Annotated in this window: 17 protein-coding genes and 1 tRNA gene; 7 read left to right on the top strand and 11 right to left on the bottom strand. The window is 63.9% G+C overall.

Annotated elements, in window-relative coordinates; all coding sequences use genetic code 11:
- Positions 1-203: 203 nt before the first annotated feature.
- Positions 204-1190, bottom strand: coding sequence for a UDP-glucuronic acid decarboxylase family protein (locus tag K2Y42_RS03440; RefSeq protein WP_291148489.1), 987 nt, complete (start codon positions 1188-1190; stop codon positions 204-206).
- A gap of 421 nt (positions 1191-1611) precedes the next feature.
- Here K2Y42_RS03440 and K2Y42_RS03435 point away from each other — a divergent pair, with 421 nt between their 5' ends.
- A complete protein-coding gene (locus K2Y42_RS03435) occupies positions 1612-2646 on the top strand; it encodes a FliG C-terminal domain-containing protein (RefSeq protein WP_291148487.1) in 1035 nt (344 codons plus the stop codon).
- A 202-nt stretch (positions 2647-2848) separates the two neighbouring features.
- Here the strand turns inward: K2Y42_RS03435 and K2Y42_RS03430 are convergent.
- Positions 2849-2924 (bottom strand) — tRNA-Lys (locus K2Y42_RS03430).
- A gap of 207 nt (positions 2925-3131) precedes the next feature.
- Positions 3132-4694, bottom strand: coding sequence for a 2-isopropylmalate synthase (locus K2Y42_RS03425; RefSeq protein WP_291148484.1), 1563 nt, complete (start codon positions 4692-4694; stop codon positions 3132-3134).
- Between the two features lie 454 nt (positions 4695-5148).
- On the opposite strand from K2Y42_RS03425, the gene K2Y42_RS03420 reads away from it, so the two are divergent.
- The gene (locus tag K2Y42_RS03420; RefSeq protein ID WP_366512334.1) at positions 5149-5682 is read left to right on the top strand and encodes a VOC family protein; all 534 of its coding nucleotides are present in this window, start codon (positions 5149-5151) and stop codon (positions 5680-5682) included.
- A gap of 160 nt (positions 5683-5842) precedes the next feature.
- Positions 5843-6034 carry a hypothetical protein gene (locus tag K2Y42_RS03415; RefSeq protein WP_291148481.1) on the top strand — a complete coding sequence of 64 codons (192 nt, stop codon included), beginning with the start codon at positions 5843-5845 and terminating at the stop codon, positions 6032-6034.
- A gap of 98 nt (positions 6035-6132) precedes the next feature.
- Here K2Y42_RS03415 and K2Y42_RS03410 read toward each other — a convergent pair whose 3' ends face one another.
- The 3 genes from K2Y42_RS03410 to K2Y42_RS03400 form a co-directional block, all read right to left on the bottom strand.
- Entirely contained in the window at positions 6133-8430 is a 2298-nt protein-coding gene (locus K2Y42_RS03410; protein ID WP_291148478.1) for a TonB-dependent siderophore receptor, read from the bottom strand.
- 196 nt (positions 8431-8626) lie between these two features.
- Positions 8627-9541, bottom strand: coding sequence for a PhzF family phenazine biosynthesis protein (locus K2Y42_RS03405; protein WP_291148475.1), 915 nt, complete (start codon positions 9539-9541; stop codon positions 8627-8629).
- A 100-nt stretch (positions 9542-9641) separates the two neighbouring features.
- On the bottom strand, positions 9642-10373 hold the full coding sequence (locus K2Y42_RS03400) for an NUDIX hydrolase (protein WP_291148471.1): 732 nt from the start codon (positions 10371-10373) through the stop codon (positions 9642-9644).
- 280 nt (positions 10374-10653) lie between these two features.
- On the opposite strand from K2Y42_RS03400, the gene K2Y42_RS03395 reads away from it, so the two are divergent.
- The 3 genes from K2Y42_RS03395 (at position 10654) to pqqA (ending at position 12643) form a co-directional block, all read left to right on the top strand.
- Positions 10654-11910 (top strand): patatin-like phospholipase family protein, encoded by a 1257-nt coding sequence (locus K2Y42_RS03395; RefSeq protein ID WP_291148468.1) that lies wholly within the window; start codon positions 10654-10656, stop codon positions 11908-11910.
- Between the two features lie 33 nt (positions 11911-11943).
- Entirely contained in the window at positions 11944-12432 is a 489-nt protein-coding gene (locus K2Y42_RS03390; protein WP_291148465.1) for a MaoC family dehydratase, read from the top strand.
- Between the two features lie 121 nt (positions 12433-12553).
- A complete protein-coding gene (gene pqqA, locus K2Y42_RS03385) occupies positions 12554-12643 on the top strand; it encodes a pyrroloquinoline quinone precursor peptide PqqA (RefSeq protein WP_020086227.1) in 90 nt (29 codons plus the stop codon).
- Between the two features lie 65 nt (positions 12644-12708).
- Here the strand turns inward: pqqA and K2Y42_RS03380 are convergent, their stop codons facing one another.
- Positions 12709-13455, bottom strand: a complete 747-nt coding sequence (locus K2Y42_RS03380) for a cupin domain-containing protein (RefSeq protein WP_291148455.1) — start codon at positions 13453-13455, stop codon at positions 12709-12711.
- Between the two features lie 322 nt (positions 13456-13777).
- On the opposite strand from K2Y42_RS03380, the gene K2Y42_RS03375 reads away from it, so the two are divergent.
- Complete coding sequence (locus tag K2Y42_RS03375) at positions 13778-13975, top strand: hypothetical protein (protein ID WP_291148453.1); 198 nt, start codon at positions 13778-13780, stop codon at positions 13973-13975.
- A 69-nt stretch (positions 13976-14044) separates the two neighbouring features.
- Here the strand turns inward: K2Y42_RS03375 and K2Y42_RS03370 are convergent, their stop codons facing one another.
- From K2Y42_RS03370 to K2Y42_RS03355, 4 genes are all read right to left on the bottom strand, one after another.
- On the bottom strand, positions 14045-15085 hold the full coding sequence (locus K2Y42_RS03370; RefSeq protein WP_291148451.1) for a DUF1775 domain-containing protein: 1041 nt from the start codon (positions 15083-15085) through the stop codon (positions 14045-14047).
- A gap of 15 nt (positions 15086-15100) precedes the next feature.
- Entirely contained in the window at positions 15101-15538 is a 438-nt protein-coding gene (locus tag K2Y42_RS03365; RefSeq protein ID WP_291148450.1) for a copper uptake system-associated protein, read from the bottom strand.
- 68 nt (positions 15539-15606) lie between these two features.
- Complete coding sequence (locus K2Y42_RS03360; protein WP_291150171.1) at positions 15607-17772, bottom strand: TonB-dependent receptor; 2166 nt, start codon at positions 17770-17772, stop codon at positions 15607-15609.
- Between the two features lie 202 nt (positions 17773-17974).
- Positions 17975-18355, bottom strand: a complete 381-nt coding sequence (locus K2Y42_RS03355; RefSeq protein WP_291148448.1) for a DUF2946 family protein — start codon at positions 18353-18355, stop codon at positions 17975-17977.
- Positions 18356-18438 lie beyond the last annotated feature (83 nt).

The raw sequence follows: 18438 nt of genomic DNA, 5'->3' as shown, positions 1-18438 counted from the left end.
GCTCCATAGAGGTCATTCAGCATCGTTGGCGGTACTCCTAGCCCGCTCAATGCGTGCTGGAAAGCATTTGCTTAGCATTTGCCGGTTGGCGATCTGCCGCACATCCGGCACTTGGGCCGGGATGCTGGCCGAAAGGCGGGATTTATTGGCGACGCGAGAGATCGGTCGTCTTAGGGCGCGGTCTTGGCCGAGCGCCTGCCGCCTCAGCCCTTGCTGCGTGCGGCGGGCATGTCGCGCGGCAGATCGCTTTCGCTGAGCAGTTTGTCGAAGTAGGCGATGGTGCGCGCCAAGCCATCGCGGAGCGGCACGCTTGGTTCCCACCCCAGCCGGTCCTTGGCCAGCGAAATGTCCGGCTGGCGCTGCATGGGATCGTCCTGCGGGAGGGGCCGGAAGACCAGGTCGGATTTCGAGCCCGTCATGGCGATCGCGAGTTCCGCGAGCTCCTTGATCGTGAACTCGACCGGATTGCCGAGATTGACCGGCCCGGTCATGTCCCGAGGCGACTCCATCAGCCGCACGATGCCGTCGATCAGATCGTCCACGTAGCAGAACGAGCGCGTCTGCTTGCCCTCGCCATAGATCGTGATCGGCTCGCCCTTGAGGGCCTGCACGACGAAATTCGACACGACGCGCCCGTCGTTCGGATGCATGCGCGGCCCGTAGGTGTTGAAGATCCGCGCAACCTTGATCTCGAGCTTGTGCTGACGGTGATAGTCGAAGAACAGCGTCTCGGCGCAGCGCTTGCCTTCGTCGTAGCAGGAGCGCGGTCCGATCGGATTGACGTTGCCCCAATAGTCTTCCGTTTGCGGATGCACTGCCGGGCTGCCGTACACTTCCGACGTCGACGCCTGGAAGATGCGGCACTTGAGGCGTTTGGCTAGGCCCAGCATGTTGATCGCGCCGTGCACGCTCGTTTTGGTCGTCTGCACGGGGTCGTGCTGGTAGTGGATCGGCGAAGCGGGGCACGCCAGATTGTAGATCTCGTCGACCTCGATGTAGAGCGGGAACGTCACGTCGTGGCGGAGCAGCTCGAAGCGCGGCTCGCTCAAGAGATGCTCGATATTCTTCTTCCGGCCGGTGAAGAAATTGTCGAGACAGATGACGTCATGCCCCTCGGCAATCAGACGATCGCAAAGGTGCGACCCGACAAAGCCGGCGCCGCCGGTGACGAGAATAGATCGGCGAGACATGGTTCGATCGTGAGGTTGTTTTTGCCTGAAGGTCGGAACGCTAGCACGGTTGTAAGCCGGTGTCGGCGTAACGCCCATCGAGAATAGCGCCGCCCGGATCGGCGAAACCCGGTCTCCACGGATGTCGACGGCGCTCCATCGCCAACGCGATCAGTCCAGGGCTGTTTTGGGCGACCTACAACGCGTCTCGCGGCCAGAAACCTTGGCGAAATGGCTGTACCGAGTGTCTGGCATCCCAAAAAATTCCGGACTGTCCCCCAAATACCTTCCGACGGCTGCATTCAGGCGGTGATAGGCTGAATACATCCGATTCTCGGGCGGAGCCCATCTCCGGCGGAGCGTCGAGGAGCAACGTCAATGTGCGTAGGAGGACTGCGAGTCGGAGGCTGGCAAGGGTCAGGTATCCCGAATTGGAGTGAGAGTGGCGACGATCTCTCGCGAGGATCCCGACGATAACCGGCGGGAATTGACGGGAACGGCGAAAGTTGCCGCGCTTCTGCTTGCGATGAACAAGCAATATGCCAGCCGCCTCCTGAAGTACTTCGACGAGGACGAAGTGAAGATCGTAGCCCAGGCGGCGAACGATCTCGGCAAGGTCGGCAAGGACGTCGTCGATGCGCTGATCGAGGAATTTGCCCACGACCTCAAGCACGGCGCCGATCTCACCGCGACGACCGAAAAGATCCACGGCCTTCTCGAAGGCGTCCTGAGCCCCGATCAGATTGCAGCCCTTCTCGCCCAGACAGGCACGAAATCCGCCCACGCGGTGTGGCAGCAGCTCCCGAAAATCTCCGAGGCGGCGCTGACGCAGTACCTGATGAAGGAGCATCCGCAGGTCATCGCGCTGGTCCTCTCGCGCGCAGAGCCGCTGATCTCGGCCGCGCTTCTGAAGCTGCTCCCGCGAGCCGTTTCGAAAGAGGTCGTCGCGCGCATGCTCGCGATCCGGCCGGTCTCGGAGCGCGCCTATGTGCTGCTCGAAATATCGTTTCTCCAGGATCTTCTCATCAATCGGCGGCGGAGTTCGGACCTCTCGCCGCACACGCGCATGGCCGAGCTTATGAACAAGATGGACCGCAAGCTCATGGACGAATGCCTGCAGGCCATCGGAACCTACAATGAGAAAGACGCCGACCTCATTCGCCAGCAGCTTTTCACCTTCGACGATATTGGCAGGCTGACCGAAGCGTCCCTGGTGACGGTCTTCGACCAGATCGCGCCCGATCTCGTCGTCAGGGCCCTGCATGGCGTGTCGAAGACGATGCAGGATCAGATCCTGAAGGCAGTCCCGAGCCGCGCACGCCGCGCGATCGAAGCCGATCTCACCGATGGTCCTCAGGTCAAGCCACGCGAGGCCTTGAAGGCGCAGCGCGCCATTGCGGACGTCGCTCTCGGTATGGTGGAGCGCGGCGTGATCGAACTCAATCGTGACGAGGGAGAGGGCGAGGGCGTCGACTGACGGCCGCCTCATCGCATGCCGCGCGTGCGGCGCGGCGCGCCTCACATCGGGTAACGGGCGTGCCGTTTCGTTGATCGGCATACTCAATTGGGTCAACATACCGAGCTACGACAATCGCCAGCAGGTCTTCGCGACCCTCAGCGATCATTATTGGGAAAAGGCGCGAGCGCGCGCTGCCGGAGCTAAACCGATGAGAAGGGGATGGTGGGTGATCACAGGCTCGAACTGTGGACCCGCTGATTAAGAGTCAGCTGCTCTACCAACTGAGCTAATCACCCATCCAAATATCGCCTGCCGTCGTTTGGTTGCGACGCGGCGCCGGCTTGGAGGATCTCCAAGGACGGCAATGGGGCCCCGAACGAGTGCTCTAGGGCCCCAATGCGGTTCGTCTACCACCAGCTAGAGCACCTGTCTAGTCGGTTATCCGGCTGAAGTGCGGTTTTCCGGAGCCCGAAAAGACCCCGGTAAGACCAGGTCCCTCAGGATCAGCCGATTTGCTCGGCCTTGGCGGTTTTCTGCCGCTTTACCATCAGCTTGTTGAGGGCCGCCACATAGGCGCGCGCGGAGGCCACCATCGTGTCCGTGTCGGCGCCGCGGCCCGTCACCACGCGCCCGTCCTCGGCAAGGCGGACCGAGACTTCGGCTTGCGCGTCCGTCCCCTCTGTCACGGCCATCACCTGGTAGAGCTCGAGCTTGGCCGTATGCGGCACCAGCATCCGGATCGCCGCGAACGTGGCATCCACCGGGCCGTTGCCGTTGGCATGCACGGTCTTCTGCACCCCGTCGACGTCGAGCGTGAGCGTCGCCGACTGCGGGCCGCTGGTGCCCGCGATCACCTGCAGCGCCAGCACCCGCATGCGGTCGTGCGCGTGCGCGATCTCCTCGTCGACGAGCGCCTCGATGTCTTCGTCGTAGACGTGCTTCTTGCGGTCGGCGAGCGACTTGAAGCGGTTGAACGCATCCTCGAACGCGTTCTCGCCCAAGTCATAGCCGAGCTCGCGCAGCTTGGTGCGGAAGGCATTGCGGCCCGAGTGCTTGCCCATCACCAGCGACGTCTTGCCGACGCCGACCGACTCCGGCGTCATGATCTCGTACGTCTGCTGATGCTTGAGCATGCCGTCCTGATGGATGCCGCTCTCGTGCGCAAACGCGTTCCGCCCGACGATGGCCTTGTTGTACTGCACGGGGAAGTTCGTCACGGCGGAGACGAGCTTGGACGCGCGCGCCAGCATGGTGGACTCGATCCCGGTGTGGAACGGCAGCGCGTCGGCGCGCGTGCGCACCGCCATCACGATCTCTTCGAGCGCGGCGTTGCCGGCCCGCTCCCCGATGCCGTTGATGGTGCATTCGATCTGCCGCGCGCCGGCGGCGAGGGCTGCCAGCGAGTTGGCGACCGCGAGCCCGAGGTCGTTGTGGCAATGGGTCGAGAACACGGCCTTGTCGGAGTTCGGCACGCGCTCGCGCACGGCCCGGAACATGGCGGCGTATTCCTCCGGCGTGGCGTAGCCGACCGTGTCGGGCAGGTTGATCGTCGTCGCACCAGCGCGGATGGCGGCATCGACGCACTGGCAGAGATAGTCGATGCCGGTGCGCGTGGCGTCCATCGCGCTCCACTCGACGTCCTCGACGAGATTGCGCGCGCGCGCGACCGTGGCCGAGATGATCTCCAGCACGTCCGCCTCGGACTTGCGCATCTGGTGGGCGAGGTGGATCGGCGACGTCGAGACGAACGTGTGAATGCGCCCGCGCCGGGCATGGCGCACGGCTTCGCCCGCGCGGTCGATATCGGCGTTGATGGCGCGCGCGAGCCCGGCGATGGTCGCCCGCTTCACGCGGCGCGAGATCTCGGACACGGCCTCGAAGTCGCCGTCGGAGGCAATCGGGAAGCCGGCCTCGATGATGTCGACGCCCATGCTGTCGAGGCAATCCGCAACCTCGAGCTTTTCTTCGAACGTCATGGTCGCGCCCGGGCACTGCTCGCCATCGCGCAAGGTGGTGTCGAAAATGACGACGCGGCCGGTGTTTGCGTCAGAGTTTGGGTTCGTCATTGCAAAATGGTCCTTCCTCGGGGGCCGGTGCGGTCGGCTCGAAGCGTCGAGCGGGCACCGGCTGTCAATCCTATCAGCGGTCGGTCGCGGATCCCCTGAGCACCTGCCCGGCCGCGGCCGGGCCCCCGGTTCTCAGGGGCTGATAAGGAGGAGGTTCAGGAGGCTGGAGGCGAGCACGAGTCCGCGGCCGCGCGCCGGATGGCGGGCGGTCGAGAGGTCGGATCGGGTGGCCTTGCAGCTCATAATGCGCGGGTTCCGAATGCGCGGACGGGACGACGAATGCATTGACACATACGCGAATCCGCCCCCCAGGCGCAAGGGGGCGGCCGGTTTCCGGCTCCCCCGCAACGAAATGGCGCATTTGGGGTGTCGGGTTGGGGGTCCCCCGTTCGTCCTGGGGGCGGAGGCAGGTCCAAGAGGGCCCGCCCGGAACATGAAACTGGAGGACAGGAGCATGGCCAAGGCAGCCGTCAAATCGAAGCCGGAACCGAAACGCGGTGCGGCCGAGAGCAAAACCAGCAAAGGCACGCACCTCAATCGCATGCCGCCGGTGACACCGCATCTCGTCGTCGCCGGTGCGGCCAAAGCCATCGACTTCTACAAAAAGGCGTTCGGCGCGACGGAGCTCATGCGCCTCGAAGGCCCCGACGGCATGATGTGGCATGCCTGCGTCGAAATCCTCGGAGCCCCCGTCATGCTGGTCGACGAGTTTCCCGGCATGGGGTCGGTGGGTCCCAAGGCGATGAAGGGCACGCCCGTGACCATCCACCTGACGGTCCCCGACGCCGACGCCTTCGTCGCGCACGCCGTGAAAGCGGGAGCGACGTTGAAGATGGAAGTGGCGGAGATGTTCTGGGGCGATCGCTATGGCCAGATCGAAGACCCGTTCGGACATCGCTGGTCGGTGGCGACGCACGTGCGCGACTTGACGATCGACGAGATCAAGGCGGCGATGCCGACGCAGACGGGTTGCGGCGAAGAGGCCTGATCGCGCGACTGAAGATTGAGCATCGAGCACGACGGAGACCGGTGGAGCGGCGCGTTGCGCACGTCACTCCGGGAACAGACGGTTGGCTCGGACGCGTCTAGCGTGATCCTGCCGCGTCGTCGATGCGGTTCAACGAAGCTCAATCACAGAGAGATGGATCATGATCAGAAAGATCGGCGCGCTTGCGCTGCTTGGTGTTGCGATGTCCCTGTCCGCTCCTGCCGATGCCGAAGCGGGGCGCTTGAAGAATGCCCTCAAGAGAGGGGCCAAGGACGCCGCGTTCGCCGTCGTCTGGACCGGCTCGTGCGCAGCCGACAAGATCCTCAAGGGCAAGAAGGGCGCATTCTGCTAAAAAGTCCGAAGGGCCGGTGTATCCGGCCCTTCGCTTCATCGAAAGCGATTGGTGAGACCTGCTCCCAGTTCCGAAACCTAGCGTGAGAGCAGCGCGCCTTACCAAGTGACGTGCGTTTTGAGAAGCACGACGCGTCCTTCGCCATAGGCGCAAACCTTTTCCCCCTGGCACGACGCTACGTAGTTTTCGTCGAAGAGGTTGGAGACGTTGAGGTCCACGCCCCAATTGCCGAAATCGTACCCGATTTTCGCATCAATCAGCGTGACGTCCGGAACTTTCAGCGTATTGATCTGGTCGGCGAACGACGAGCCAATATAGCGCACGCCGCCTCCGACGATTATGCCGTTTAAGGCGTTCCCGCGGAACTTGTAGTCGAACGACGCCGAGGCCAGAACCTCAGGCACGACGAACGGCTGCTTGCCGACAATCGCGGGGTTTTCGTCCTTCTTGACCTTGATATCGTAGGCAGTGAAGGCGGCGGTGACCTTCAAGCTCTCGGTCAGATTGGCCTTCGCTTCCAGTTCGATGCCGCGTGAATTGACTTCGCCGGTCTGCAGAAAAACGTTCGGAGCGATCGCTGTCGCAACGTTCTCACGGGTAAGGTCGAAGAGGGCAGCCGTGAAGATGCCGTCGAAGAAGCGCGGCACGTACTTCACGCCCACCTCGTACTGCTCACCGGTTTCAGGAACGAACAGGCTGCCGCCCTGCACGGTGCCGACAAGAGGATTGAAGAACGTCGCCACGCTCGCATACGGCGTCAAGCCGTTGTCGAAGGTGTAGCCGATGCCGGCGCGGCCGGAGGCTTGCGACGCGTTGCTTTTCACATCGGGTGCATCCGGGAACGCCGGGTAGCCATCAGGCCCATTGTCTGCATCGGTTCTGACCCAGTCATAGCGCCCGTTGAGAGTAACGATCCACCCGCCGCCAAACCTCATCTGCTCTTGCAGATATACGCCAATCTGCTCCTGCGTTAGATCTTGATTGAGGTAAGCAAGAAGCGGGAACTGCGGCACGCCGTAAACCGGATTCGTCACGTTGATCGGTGTCGCGGTTGCATCGAGAGCGCCATTGTACTGACCCGCAGACTGCACTTGATCGATATTGAAGTATTTGTAATCGACCCCTGCGAGCAACGTGTGGTTCACGGCGGCGGTCGAGAACCTCAGTTCGGCCTGATTGTCGACGAGGAATTGTTTCACATCCGTGTCGTGCTCGAAGTAGACGCGCTTTAACCAGGGCTCTCCGAACGTAGTGTTGTCGTAACCGTCGCCGTAAAGCTGGGTTTCGCCGATCTCGGCGGCGCCGAATCTAACATTCTGGCGCAGCGTGAGCCCGCTGTTGACCTCGTGCTCCAACTGATAGCCGATGGAACCCTGCTCGCGACGATAGTCGTCGAGACCCGGCTCGGTGAAATTCGCGTCTCTGCGGATACGGCCGAATGAAGCGGGCTTAACCGTGCCGTAGTACGGCAGGAAGCTGCCGCCGTTGTGGTTTTCATCGATGTGCGTGTAGTTCGCGAGCACCGTCAGTCGCGTTTGATCGTCATGCCATGCGATCGTGGGAGATATGGTTCCACGAAACCCGTCCTGGAAATCGCTGTAGGTCTCGCCGCCCGCGATGCGGCCGCTTACGCGATAATCGACCGACGAACTCGCTCGGTCACCAATATCAAAGCCGAGGTAGGCATTGCCGGCGTCGTTGATACCAGTTTCGAGATAGCGAATTCGCTCACCGTCTGGATGCTTGCTGACGTAGTTGACGATTCCGCCGGGGTTGCTGCCGCCGTAGAGCACTGAGGCCGCACCCTTGAGGACTTCGATACGCTCGAGATTGAACGAGTCGATAAAGAATGCGCCAAACGAAAACGATTGGTTCTGCAGGCCGTCCTGATAGATGCCCGTTTGGGTCGCATCGAAGCCACGGATAAACAGCCAGTTCGTGTCGCTATCCGTGCCGAATGGCTGGGTGAAGACGCCGGCCGTGTAGCGCAACGCCTCATCCACCTTCTGCGCGCCGCGATCGTCAATTTCCTGGCGGCCGATGACCGAAACCGACTGCGGAATTTCCTGAATGGGTGTGTTGCTCTTCGAGCCGACGCTGGTGTTCTTGGCGACGTATCCGTTGACCGGCCCGGTCGCGCCTTGCATGCCGCTTTCGCGCGGCTCAGACGCAGGCGCAGGTTGCGGCGCAGCTTGCTGAACGGCGGCGGGGACCTTGGCGGGTTTCTTTTTAGCGGCCTTTTGCGCTTTGGCCGTGACCTCAAGCGGCGGAAGAGACTCAGCTGCTGGTTCAGCACCTTTCGAAGCGCCATCTTGCGCGTAGGACGACGTCGACGTCCCGCAAGCCACCAAGCTTACAACCAGCGCCGACCGCAGCGCCCGAACCGTATTGACCATTGCGAATACCCCCGTAGCTGCGCACCCGCAGCGGAAATGTCCAAGAAAAAGTATACCGCAAAAGTCAGGAAATATACCTAAGGAGGAGAAATAACGCGTGTGTGTGGCGCGCGCGTCACGTCGCGGGCGGCATCACGTCAGCGGCCGCGCTGGCGTGCCAGAATATTGAAATTGCTGGATCCGCCCCTGTGGACGGTCAGATAGTGATGGTGCCTTCAGTGACTCGAACCGCGTCACCCCCAATGCGAACCGTCGTGAGCTTGCCGCCCGTCATCACGATGGTCAGCGCGATCTGGCTCGGCCGGCCCATCTCGTAGCCCTGCTCGACGATGCGCTTGTGCGTGCCGTCCGGCAGCCGGTCGAACAGGTGCACGGCGCCGGTCAACCCCACGGCCGCCGATCCCGTGGCCGCATCCTCGGGGATGCCCATCTGCGGCGCGAACATGCGCGCGTGGAAAGCGTGGCCGTTGTGCTCGCACTGGCGCGTGTAGAGATAGGCGCCCACCACGCCCTGCTGTTCGAAGGCGCTCTCCCAATGCGAGCCGTTGACGCGCGCGCGCCGGATCGCATCCAGCGTCGCCACCGGAACGAAGGCGAACGTGTTGCCGGCCGCAAAGCACAGCGGCTTGTGGTTCTCGAAGCCGATCTCGCTCGGAATGAGCCCCAGCCCTGCGGCCAGAATGTCGGTCGGAGGCAGCACGCCCGCTTCGGCCGGAAGTTTCGGCGCATCGAACTCGGCGAATGCCGCCGCACCCGCTCGCGCGCGTACGCCAACCCGCACGGTGCCGATCGCCTGCTCGAGAACGATGAGCGCGTCTTGCTCGCCGTTGTGGAGCGGCGCTTTGAGCTCCGCAAGAAGGGCCGCCGTGCCGATGGTCGGATGCCCGGCGAACGGCACTTCGCTGTGCGGCGTGAAAATGCGCATCTTGGCCGAATGGGCGGGCCGCTCGGACGCCTGCACGAAGACGGTTTCCGACAAGTTGAACTCGCGCGCGATGGCCTGCATCTGGGCGTCGGCGAGGCCATCGGCATCCAGCACGACGGCCAGCGGATTGCCGGCGAAACGGCGATCGGTGAAAACGTCGAGCGTGTGGAACTTGAGCGTCGCCATTGAGCCTCTCGGAGCAGGCGGGCCATGAAATGACGGCGCCAGGGAAGGAGCGGCCGCACTCTGCCCCATTCGGCGCGCCCCTCCAAGTGGGGGCGTGATGTTAGGCGTGGCTTTTGAGGCGCTTGAGGCCCGCGATGAGCGTGCGCGCATAGTTCGGCATTGCGAGCCGAGCCGTATCCGCGCCGGGCGCGAGCAACTCCGCGCTGGCAAGCTCCGCATCCGGGTCGGCCGCGATGTGCCGCCCGATTGCGCCCGTCAGGTCCGCTTCCGCAGCGCGCGCGTCGAACGGCACGCCGATCGACAGCACCGGCCCGGCGCGTGTCACGATGTAGCCAGGTCGGCGCTGCAACTGATCCTCCCCGAGGCCCAGCTCCTCGCCGATCTCACGGCGCACGCTGTGGTCGATGTCGATGGCGCCGTCGGCCCCCACATCGGCAGCGTCGATGAAGCCGCTCGGCGGATAGCAGAGTCCGCCATTGAGATGCCCGTCGCGCTGTCGCCCGAGCAGCACACGGCCCTGTTGCGAGAAAATCAGTGCCGAGCCGAACGCGTCCATCACCGTGCGGTCGCGCCAGCCGGTCTCGCGCCAGAAGAGGAAGCTCTTGAAGTCGGAGCGGAGGAAGCGCGCGTCGAGGCACCCCTCGGCCGTCACCTCGTAGCTCGCGAGCAGAAGCACGGCGCCGTTGAAGAAGCGCGGCTGCTGCTCGCGGCGCAACGTCCAGTGCGCGTCGATGGCGGCAGCGTTCTCGGCCGCGAACGCCCACGGTTCCCCGCACGTGGTTAACCGGGCCGATGCAACATCGAACACCTGCTCGTCGTCATCCCGCCACACGCACGTCTCCCGTCGCCGTCGTTCTCGTCTGCCGTCTTTCGCCGCAGGCCCCGTCGCTGGATGCAGCAAGGTTCCGCCTTAGTTACAAGGCAATGGCATCCTTCCCTGGCCGTGGCGATGCAGGGCCTATGGGCCTTCGTCATACTCTGCCATGCTGCGCCCGCAATAAGCTATGATGGCCCACGGAGCGTTTTCGGGACGCGCGTGGCGCCAGTCTGCGAGATCGCGGAAGTGTCTGCGGGATGGCCGGAGAGTACGGGTCGAACGAATGTCGGGGGTCATGGCAGTCAGCTTCGCAAGGCAGAGCCTGCGCGCCTCTGGACGGCGCGCAGGTTGGCTGTCCGCCGGCGGCTGGGCCTCCATGGTGGTGGCCGCGTTTCTCTCGGTGATCCTGACGGGCTGCGCTTCCATCGAGAGATTGCCGGCCGTGCCGCTGGCGATGGGCCAGGAGATCCGTCCTCTCGATATTCCCTACGCACGCTTCTACTACGATGGCGATCCGGCAGCGTTGCGTGCGCTCGCGCGCGAGGTGATTGCGAAGTCGCGCGCCGCCCGCGGCGAAAAGAGTGACACGTCGGGAGCGAGACACGCGGCGACGTTCCTCGCCATCTCCGGCGGCGGAGACGACGGCGCATTCGGCGCCGGGCTTCTGGTCGGCTGGACGGCCCACGGCGATCGCCCGGAGTTCAACGTCGTCACCGGCATCAGCACCGGCGCGCTCTCGGCGCCCTTCGCCTTCCTGGGCCCCGACTACGATCACGCGCTGAAAAGCGTCTACACCGAAACCGCGGCATCCGACATTTTCAGCGACGAGAACCCGGTTGTCTCGATCATCTCCGGCGACTCCGCCGCCGATACGACGCCGCTCAAGAACCTCATCTCGAAGTTCATCGACCAGCGCACGATCAAGCGCATCGCCGAGGAGTATGAAAAGGGCCGCCTGCTGCTCGTCGCGACGACGAACCTCGATCAGGCGCGATCCGTGATCTGGAACATCGGCGCCATCGCCCAGAGCCCCGATCCGCGCGCACGCGCCCTGATCATCGAAGTGCTGCGCGCATCTGCGTCCATTCCCGGTGCCTTCCCGCCCGTCATGCTGGACGTCACCGTGGACGGCAAACGCTACGAGGAAATGCACGTCGATGGCGGCGCGATGACTCAGATGTTTCTCTATCCGCCGTCGCTGCATCTGAAGAAGGTGGAGAAGACCACCGCGAAGAGGGACGTCGCCTACATCATTCGCAACGGGCGTCTCTTCCGTCCCGAGCAACAGGTGAAGCGCCAGACGCTCGCCATCGCCGGGCAGGCCATCGCCACCATGACCGCGGCCAACGGCATGAACGACCTCTACCGCATCTATCTCACGACCGAGCGCGACGGCGTCGAGTACAACCTCATCTATCTCGACGACGAGTTCGCCGTTCCCTACGAAGGCCCCTTCAACAAGGCCTACATGAACACGTTGTTCCAGTACGGCTATCGCAAAGGCGTGGCCGGCATCGACTGGCACAGGCAGCCGCCGGGCTACGAGAAGTAGCGCGGACAAGACGCATCGGATGACACACGTCGGATGACAAACGTGACAGACAGCACCGTCGGCCAGACGAGCCTCTACCTGGAAGACCTCGAACCCGGCCGCCGGTTCGAAACGGCCTCTGCGGTTGTCGCGCGCGACGCCATCAAGCGCTTTGCCGCGGACTTCGATCCGCAGCCCTTCCACCTCGACGAGCACGCCGCCGAAGGCAGTTTCTTCGGCGGGCTCGTCGCCAGCGGATGGCACACCGCCGCCATCACGATGCGGCTCCTCGTGACGAGCGGGTTGCCGATCTCGGGCGGCGTCATCGGCGCGGGCGGCGAGTTGGTCTGGCCGAAGCCTGTCTATCCCGACGACGAGCTCACGGTTGCCGTCGAGATCGTGGCGGCCAAGCGCTCCGCGTCCCGCCCCGAGCGGGGCCTCGTCACGGTGCGCTGCGAGACCCGCAATCAGAACGGCGACGTCGTGCAGATCATGACCGCACGCCTGGTCGTTCCGGCCCGGACCGCAAGTGTTACACAATAGCATCAGGGTAGCTGATGAGCGGTCACGGAAAATGCAATTGGCCGGACGCCGCGCGGGCCTGTAGCTTCAGCATCATAAATGGGCGGGACCGATATCCCGCCTCCAACAAAGGAGACGCGCCATGAAGACCTGGATGAAGCCCTCGGTTCGCGAGCAGGAAGTCGGCCTCGAGGTTACCTCGTATCTGCCGGCTGAGATCGACCTGATCTAAGTCGATCAGCTTTGGTAATCGAGCGGCGGTCGCGGAAGCGGCCGCCGTTTTGATTTGTGGCCCCTTCACGCGCTGGGCGTGAAGCTCGCGAACACCTTGCGCACCGGCACCGCGCTCGACCAGCCGGCGATGGCATCCTTGGGCACGAAGCATGTGTCGCCCGCCACGAACGTCTCTTCCCGCCCGTTTCCGTCCGACAGTGTCATCTCGCCTTCGATCACATGCATCAGCTCGTGGCGTGCGGACGCGACCGGCTTGCGCGTGTAGGGCGTGGCCGCCCAGACGCCTGCGGTGAGCTGCCCCGTCAGATCCGTGAACACGACGTCTTCGTGACAGACCGGGGCAGCCCCGATCAGAAGGTTCGCAGGCGGCCCCTCGGCAGGCGCGCGCGGCGCGCCGAAATCGATTTTGCGCGCCTTGAGCTTCGTCGCATCGGCCGCGGCCAACCCGGACGCGTCGGAATGGATGACGAAGAACTTCTTGAGATCGCCCTCCTGGCGCCAGGAGCAGACCGTGCCTTTCGGAATGAAGAATGCGTCGCCCTGCGTGAACGTGAGCGATGACCCGTCCGCGTGATCGATCGTGACGGCGCCCTCGAGGAGAACCATCACCTCATTCGTCGACCATGCATCCATGCGGCCCGTCATCGGCGTGCAATGCCATACGCCGACCAGCAAGCCCGTCGCGGGATCGTCAAGCCAGATGCGGCCGTGCTGCTGCCCGATGCCTGCGACCAAATCGTCTTTCGGCATCGGGCCCCAGGCGTCCAGCTCACCGCCACCATCGCGCAAGAGACGTGCGAAACCTGTCATCTTGATCTCCTGTAAGTCCCTGCGCTTGAGGACGTTTGAAGTGATGCGTTGATCGGATGCTGCATCGCGACATCACCGTTTTTGCAGTGCCAAACCAATGATCGCGCATGACAATGTTGTGATGCGCGCGGGGACAATTGCCTCTTTGCCGCCTCACGCGCGAACTACTAAGTCTGCCACGGGGAGCACCAGACGAGACGTCAGGAGCTTTGCACGAGCCGGATAGATTGTCGGCGACAACATCAAACGGGGGAACCGGGCGCAACGTGGAGAGTTGTCGCCCCGGCAACTGAGAAAATGAAGCGTAAGGAGTGCTCGCCTCATGGAAAACTCAGCCGCTCTTAGCAACAAGACATCGACTGCAGCTTACCTCTCTCTGAGAGAGCGCGCGATCAACGGATGCGATATCCCCGCCTCCATCCGCTTTCCCTGGACGGACGAACTCGAGCGTCGCCGCAGAGCGGTTGCGCGCTGGAGGGGCAACGACACCGGCATCAAGGAAGCGATGACACGGGAGTAGCATCCGCCGCTCGCGGCGAACGCTCCATCCGCTTTTCCTCACATCCCAGAAGACGCGACCGCAGCCCGCTTAGTGGTGGCTGTGGTCATTGCTTTTGTCTTGGCCATGTCCGCTGCCGCTCGACGCGCCGAGCGCCTTGACTGGCAGCGTGACCGTCATCGACGCTCCGCTCTTGAAGGTCAGCGTCACCGGCACCGTACCGCCCTCGACGAGGCGGTCCTTGAGACCCATGAACATCAGATGCGTGCCGCCGGGCTTCAGCTCGATCGCGCCGCCCGCCGGAATCTCGATCCCGTCGGCAAGGTGGCGCATGCGCATGACGCCGTCGTCGGACATGCTCATGTCGTGAACCTCGCCGCGCTCGGCTGCAGGCGTTGAAACCGAGACGAGCGTGTCGGCCGCGCTGCCGGCGTTGCGGAGCGTGAGGTAGCCTGCGGCGACTTTGGCGCCTTCCGCCGTGGCACGCGTCCAGGCGCCTTCAATCGTGAGCGACCCTGCGGTCGCCGTGCCGGCCTTGCCCGCGCCGGACGTATCCGCTGCGCCATGCTGATGCTTGCTGTGATCGTGCTCGTCGCCCGCATGCGCCGTGCCGCCCGCGATCCGAAGTACGGCGGCGGGTGCTGCGAGATCGTGCGCATCGACGCCCGTGGCAGGCACGTCGACCCAGTTGAGCTCGCCCTTGTCGCACACCTGCACGACCTTGAAGTAGAGCGCGTCGGCTTCGAGCTCCTTGGCGACATAGCCGGCCGCGACGAACTCGTCGTAATACGCGTCGGGCAGCGAGCCACCGGACCACTCGACCTGCGTCACGCCTTCGGCCAGGGGACCGTGGTAGTAGCCGTAGGAGCGCGCGTACGCACCGCTTTTGGTCTTGATCGTCCAGCCCGCCTTCGGCATCGGCTTGACCCCGATGAAGCCCTCGGGGATGTCGACGCGCACGGTATGCGTCGCGCTGCCGTCGCAGCCGTGCGGCACCTTGAGAACGGCCTTGTAGGACTTGCCGCGCTCGGTCTCGGGCTTTTCCAGGCCGACATGCGCGCCGGCTGGTGCCACGGCCAGAGCCGTGAATGACGCCGCGGCAAGCACCGCGAATTTCGATGAGAATGTCATGAGCAGATACCTCGGTCAGGGATGGGGGCTGTGATCGTGATGGTGCGCGGGTGCGTCTCCCATCACCGTGCCTTCGAATAGGGAGAACTTCGCGCGCCGGTCTGCGGGCGTGCGGGCTTCTTCATCGGCGATACGCCGGGCGATGACATCGGCATCGGGCCCCGGCACGCCGGTTTCGACCAGGGAGACCGCGCGCGTGAGTGGATCGCCGCTGCAGAGTACGACTTTCCAATGCGCGCCGTCCCGCTTCAGAAGGGCGCGCCCGCCACGGTCGCCCTGCGTCCAGCTCGCCACCGCATGCTGGCCGGAGATGACGACCGGATTGGTCTCGACTTTGCTATCGGGGCGATCCCAGGTCGCGCCGATCAGCGCGCGTATCGCTCTGGCATCATCCTGGGTGTTCGCCTGAGCGAGTGCCGCACCGGGCAGGCAGAGGGCGCAAATGAGCGCCATCCACCTCCCTGCAGACAACGCCTCGCTGCGGCGAAGGCCGAAAGCACCATGGGGTGCTTTCATCCGGCTCACCACTTCACCTGCACGCCGCCATAGATCGCACGCCCCGTGCCGGGCTCGAACAGGGTCGAGTTCGGGTTCGCGCGATCGATGATGCTGGCGCTGGCGATGTAGGCCTCGTCCGATAGGTTGCGCCCCTCGATGTAGGCGCTGATGGGCCCGCCATTGTCGAAGCCGATTTTCGCGCCCCAGATCGCATAGGCGGCGGTCTCGAGCGTATTGGCGCTGTCGACATAGTACGCTTCAGGCACCCACTCGACGTTGGGCCCGACATAGACGCCGCTCGGATGCTTGTAGAGCAGCTCCGCCCTCAGGAAATGACGCGGCGCGCCCGGAAGCTCGTTGTTGCCGAAGGTCGCATCGTTGTCGAACTGGAAGTCGTTGAGCGTGTAGGCGGTGTTGAGCCACAGCTTGTCCGGCGTCGGCCCGTCCGCGAACATCGATTGCAGCACGGCGACGCCGAAGCCCAGCTCCAGCCCTTGATGAATGGTCTTGTCGGCGTTCGACACGTTGCAGTTGCCAAAGGCGCTGTAGAAGCACATCAGCTCGTTGTCGATCTCGGCGCGATAGGCGGCAACGTCCCAGGTGTAGTTCGGCCGCGAGCCTCGCGTACCGATCTCATAGGTCGTGGCGCGCTGGGCGCGGATATCGGTGAACGGAATTGTCGGCAGGCCAAGGAACGGAGGTCCCGACACGCTTTCGCCGAAGCTCGGCACTTCGGCGCTGCGCGAAACGTTGCCGAACACCTGCCAGGCCCGATCCACGTCCCACGCGATGCCGGCCTTCGGGCTCCACAGGTTGAACTCCGTGGATCCACTGCCGTCGCCATCGGACAAGAAGAAATCCTTGCGGTCGCGCGTCGCATGCAGGAACTGCACGCCGCCGACCAAGGCGACGTCCGGCATGACGTAGAAGTGGTTTTCAAAATAGGCGGAAACGTTTCCGGCCTCATCGTCTGAGTTCGCGCGTAGCAGGCCTTTCTGTCCGCCGACGTTGTCGTACTGCTTCGTGTCGATTTCGCCGTAGTGCAGGTTGACGCCCGCGATCAACCGGTTCGCGAAGCCGCCGATCCGGCTCTCGTTCGTGATGCGCGCAAAGCCGCCGTAGTCGTCGTACCGGTAGTCGAGCCACTGGAAGATCGGATGCATCAGGTGCCGGTCGACGTTAAACACGCCCAGTTCCAGCATCGTGCCCGGGTCGATCCGCATCGTCGTTTTGTTGGCGATGCGCACCGTGTCGATGTTGCGTTGCCAGTTGTGGTTCACGTTGTTCGGCGCCGCCGTCTTGGGATCGTTGAGCGCGGCATCGCGCGTCACGCTTCCTGGAATGCGCTGATCGACGTTGTTGGCGTTGAGGTAGAACCGCGTCTCGACGTTCTCAGTCAGCCGGTAGCCGACGTTCATCACGCCGCGCACGCTTTCGCCGTCGCTGTGATCGCGGAAACCGTCTTGCTCGAGCCACGTGCCCGCGATGAAGTAGTCCGCCGCGCCGGAGACGCCGCCTGAGCTTACCGACAGCTTGTGGAACCCGAAGCTGCCCACATCGATGCGCGCGCCGAACAGATCGGAATCGTAGCCCGTCGGCATGACGAAGTTGATGGCGCCGCCCATCGAGTTCGCACCGAACCGGAGCGCGTTGCCGCCCTTGTAGACCTCGATGTAGCGATAGACGCTCGGGTCGATCTCCTGGAAATCGCCGTAGCCGTCGGCAGTGTTGATCGGAATGCCGTCCATGTAGAGCTGCAGGCCGCGCAAATGGAAATTGCGCGACAGGCCCGAGCCACGGATGGAGACGCGCGAATCCTCACCCCACTTCGGCTGCACGAACACGCCCGGCACATAGTCGAGCGCATCCTTGATCGTCGTGGCCGGCGTCGACTTGGCGTATGCGCTGGACGGAACGAGATCGACGCCGCCCGGCGCGAGCTGAATGTCTGCCTTCGCCTCGGCGGCCGTCGGAACCGTCAGGCTTCCCGATCGTGTGCCCGGTGCCGGAATGGCGGACGGGTCGCTTTGGCTGGCCGTGGCGGCGGGCGGCGCGACCGGCGCGGGCGACGATACGGCCGGCGCTGCCTTCTTCTTCTTCGGGCCCGCCTTGGCCTGCGATGTGGTGGTGACGCTGATCGGGGGAAGCTCGGTTGCGGGCTTCGCGCTCTCTTGTGCAAGCGACGGCATGGCGAGAAGGGTCAGAAGGGCCGTTGCAGCGGTCCCTGCGAGCAGAGTGGCACGATGCGAAAAGGGCCGGTTGAACAGCGGCAGGCGTGGTGAAGCGAACATGTGAAAGATCCCAACTGGTCTGAAACGGGCAGCCTGCGCGCACTCCAGAGAGAGCAACCGACGCAAAGCCACAGCGACTGCTCGCGCGAACGCGAGCGTGTCAGATCAGCGAGGAGGGCGGCCCGCGGGCGGACGTCGCCCCGGGTTTGGGAGTTTCTGCAAACAGTGCAACCGCGAGCGTGTACGTCGTGGCCGCATAGTGTGCCGCGTGGACGAGCGCGACCGGTCCATCGGTCACGACGGCGGCAGCGCCGGCAGCCGCAAACGCGCAAAGGCCGTGATCGGAATAGTGCTTGGTGGCCGGGAGCGGGGCTCCGTCGGCGTCCACCGTCACCACCTTCGTGCCGCCACTCGTGCAGATCACGATTTCGAACGATCCGTCCGCGGCGTTGGCAGCCTGCAGCATGAACCCAGTCGGCAGCAGCGCGCGCATCGCCAGCACGATCAGCAGAACAGCGGTGATACGCCTGCGATTGAACAAGGGGATGCTCGGGATGCTTTGAAAGCGGTGGCCGGTGAAAAATGCCAGTAAGGCGCGGAAACGGTACTTGTGGCAGCGAGCGT

The organism is Hyphomicrobium sp. (genome assembly GCF_019744875.1).
In the GTDB taxonomy this organism is placed as follows: domain Bacteria; phylum Pseudomonadota; class Alphaproteobacteria; order Rhizobiales; family Hyphomicrobiaceae; genus Hyphomicrobium_C.
This window is presented reverse-complemented; position numbering and strand designations above follow the sequence as displayed.

Coding starts and splice junctions, on each gene's coding strand:
- K2Y42_RS03440 (WP_291148489.1), bottom strand. CDS start 1,190: ATGTCTCGCCGATCTATTCTCGTCACCGGCGGCGCCGGCTTTGTCGGG.
- K2Y42_RS03425 (WP_291148484.1), bottom strand. CDS start 4,694: ATGACGAACCCAAACTCTGACGCAAACACCGGCCGCGTCGTCATTTTC.
- K2Y42_RS03420 (WP_366512334.1), top strand. CDS start 5,149: ATGGCCAAGGCAGCCGTCAAATCGAAGCCGGAACCGAAACGCGGTGCG.
- K2Y42_RS03415 (WP_291148481.1), top strand. CDS start 5,843: ATGATCAGAAAGATCGGCGCGCTTGCGCTGCTTGGTGTTGCGATGTCC.
- K2Y42_RS03410 (WP_291148478.1), bottom strand. CDS start 8,430: ATGGTCAATACGGTTCGGGCGCTGCGGTCGGCGCTGGTTGTAAGCTTG.
- K2Y42_RS03405 (WP_291148475.1), bottom strand. CDS start 9,541: ATGGCGACGCTCAAGTTCCACACGCTCGACGTTTTCACCGATCGCCGT.
- K2Y42_RS03395 (WP_291148468.1), top strand. CDS start 10,654: ATGGCAGTCAGCTTCGCAAGGCAGAGCCTGCGCGCCTCTGGACGGCGC.
- K2Y42_RS03390 (WP_291148465.1), top strand. CDS start 11,944: ATGACAAACGTGACAGACAGCACCGTCGGCCAGACGAGCCTCTACCTG.
- pqqA (WP_020086227.1), top strand. CDS start 12,554: ATGAAGACCTGGATGAAGCCCTCGGTTCGCGAGCAGGAAGTCGGCCTC.
- K2Y42_RS03380 (WP_291148455.1), bottom strand. CDS start 13,455: ATGACAGGTTTCGCACGTCTCTTGCGCGATGGTGGCGGTGAGCTGGAC.
- K2Y42_RS03375 (WP_291148453.1), top strand. CDS start 13,778: ATGGAAAACTCAGCCGCTCTTAGCAACAAGACATCGACTGCAGCTTAC.
- K2Y42_RS03370 (WP_291148451.1), bottom strand. CDS start 15,085: ATGACATTCTCATCGAAATTCGCGGTGCTTGCCGCGGCGTCATTCACG.
- K2Y42_RS03365 (WP_291148450.1), bottom strand. CDS start 15,538: ATGGCGCTCATTTGCGCCCTCTGCCTGCCCGGTGCGGCACTCGCTCAG.
- K2Y42_RS03360 (WP_291150171.1), bottom strand. CDS start 17,772: ATGCCGTCGCTTGCACAAGAGAGCGCGAAGCCCGCAACCGAGCTTCCC.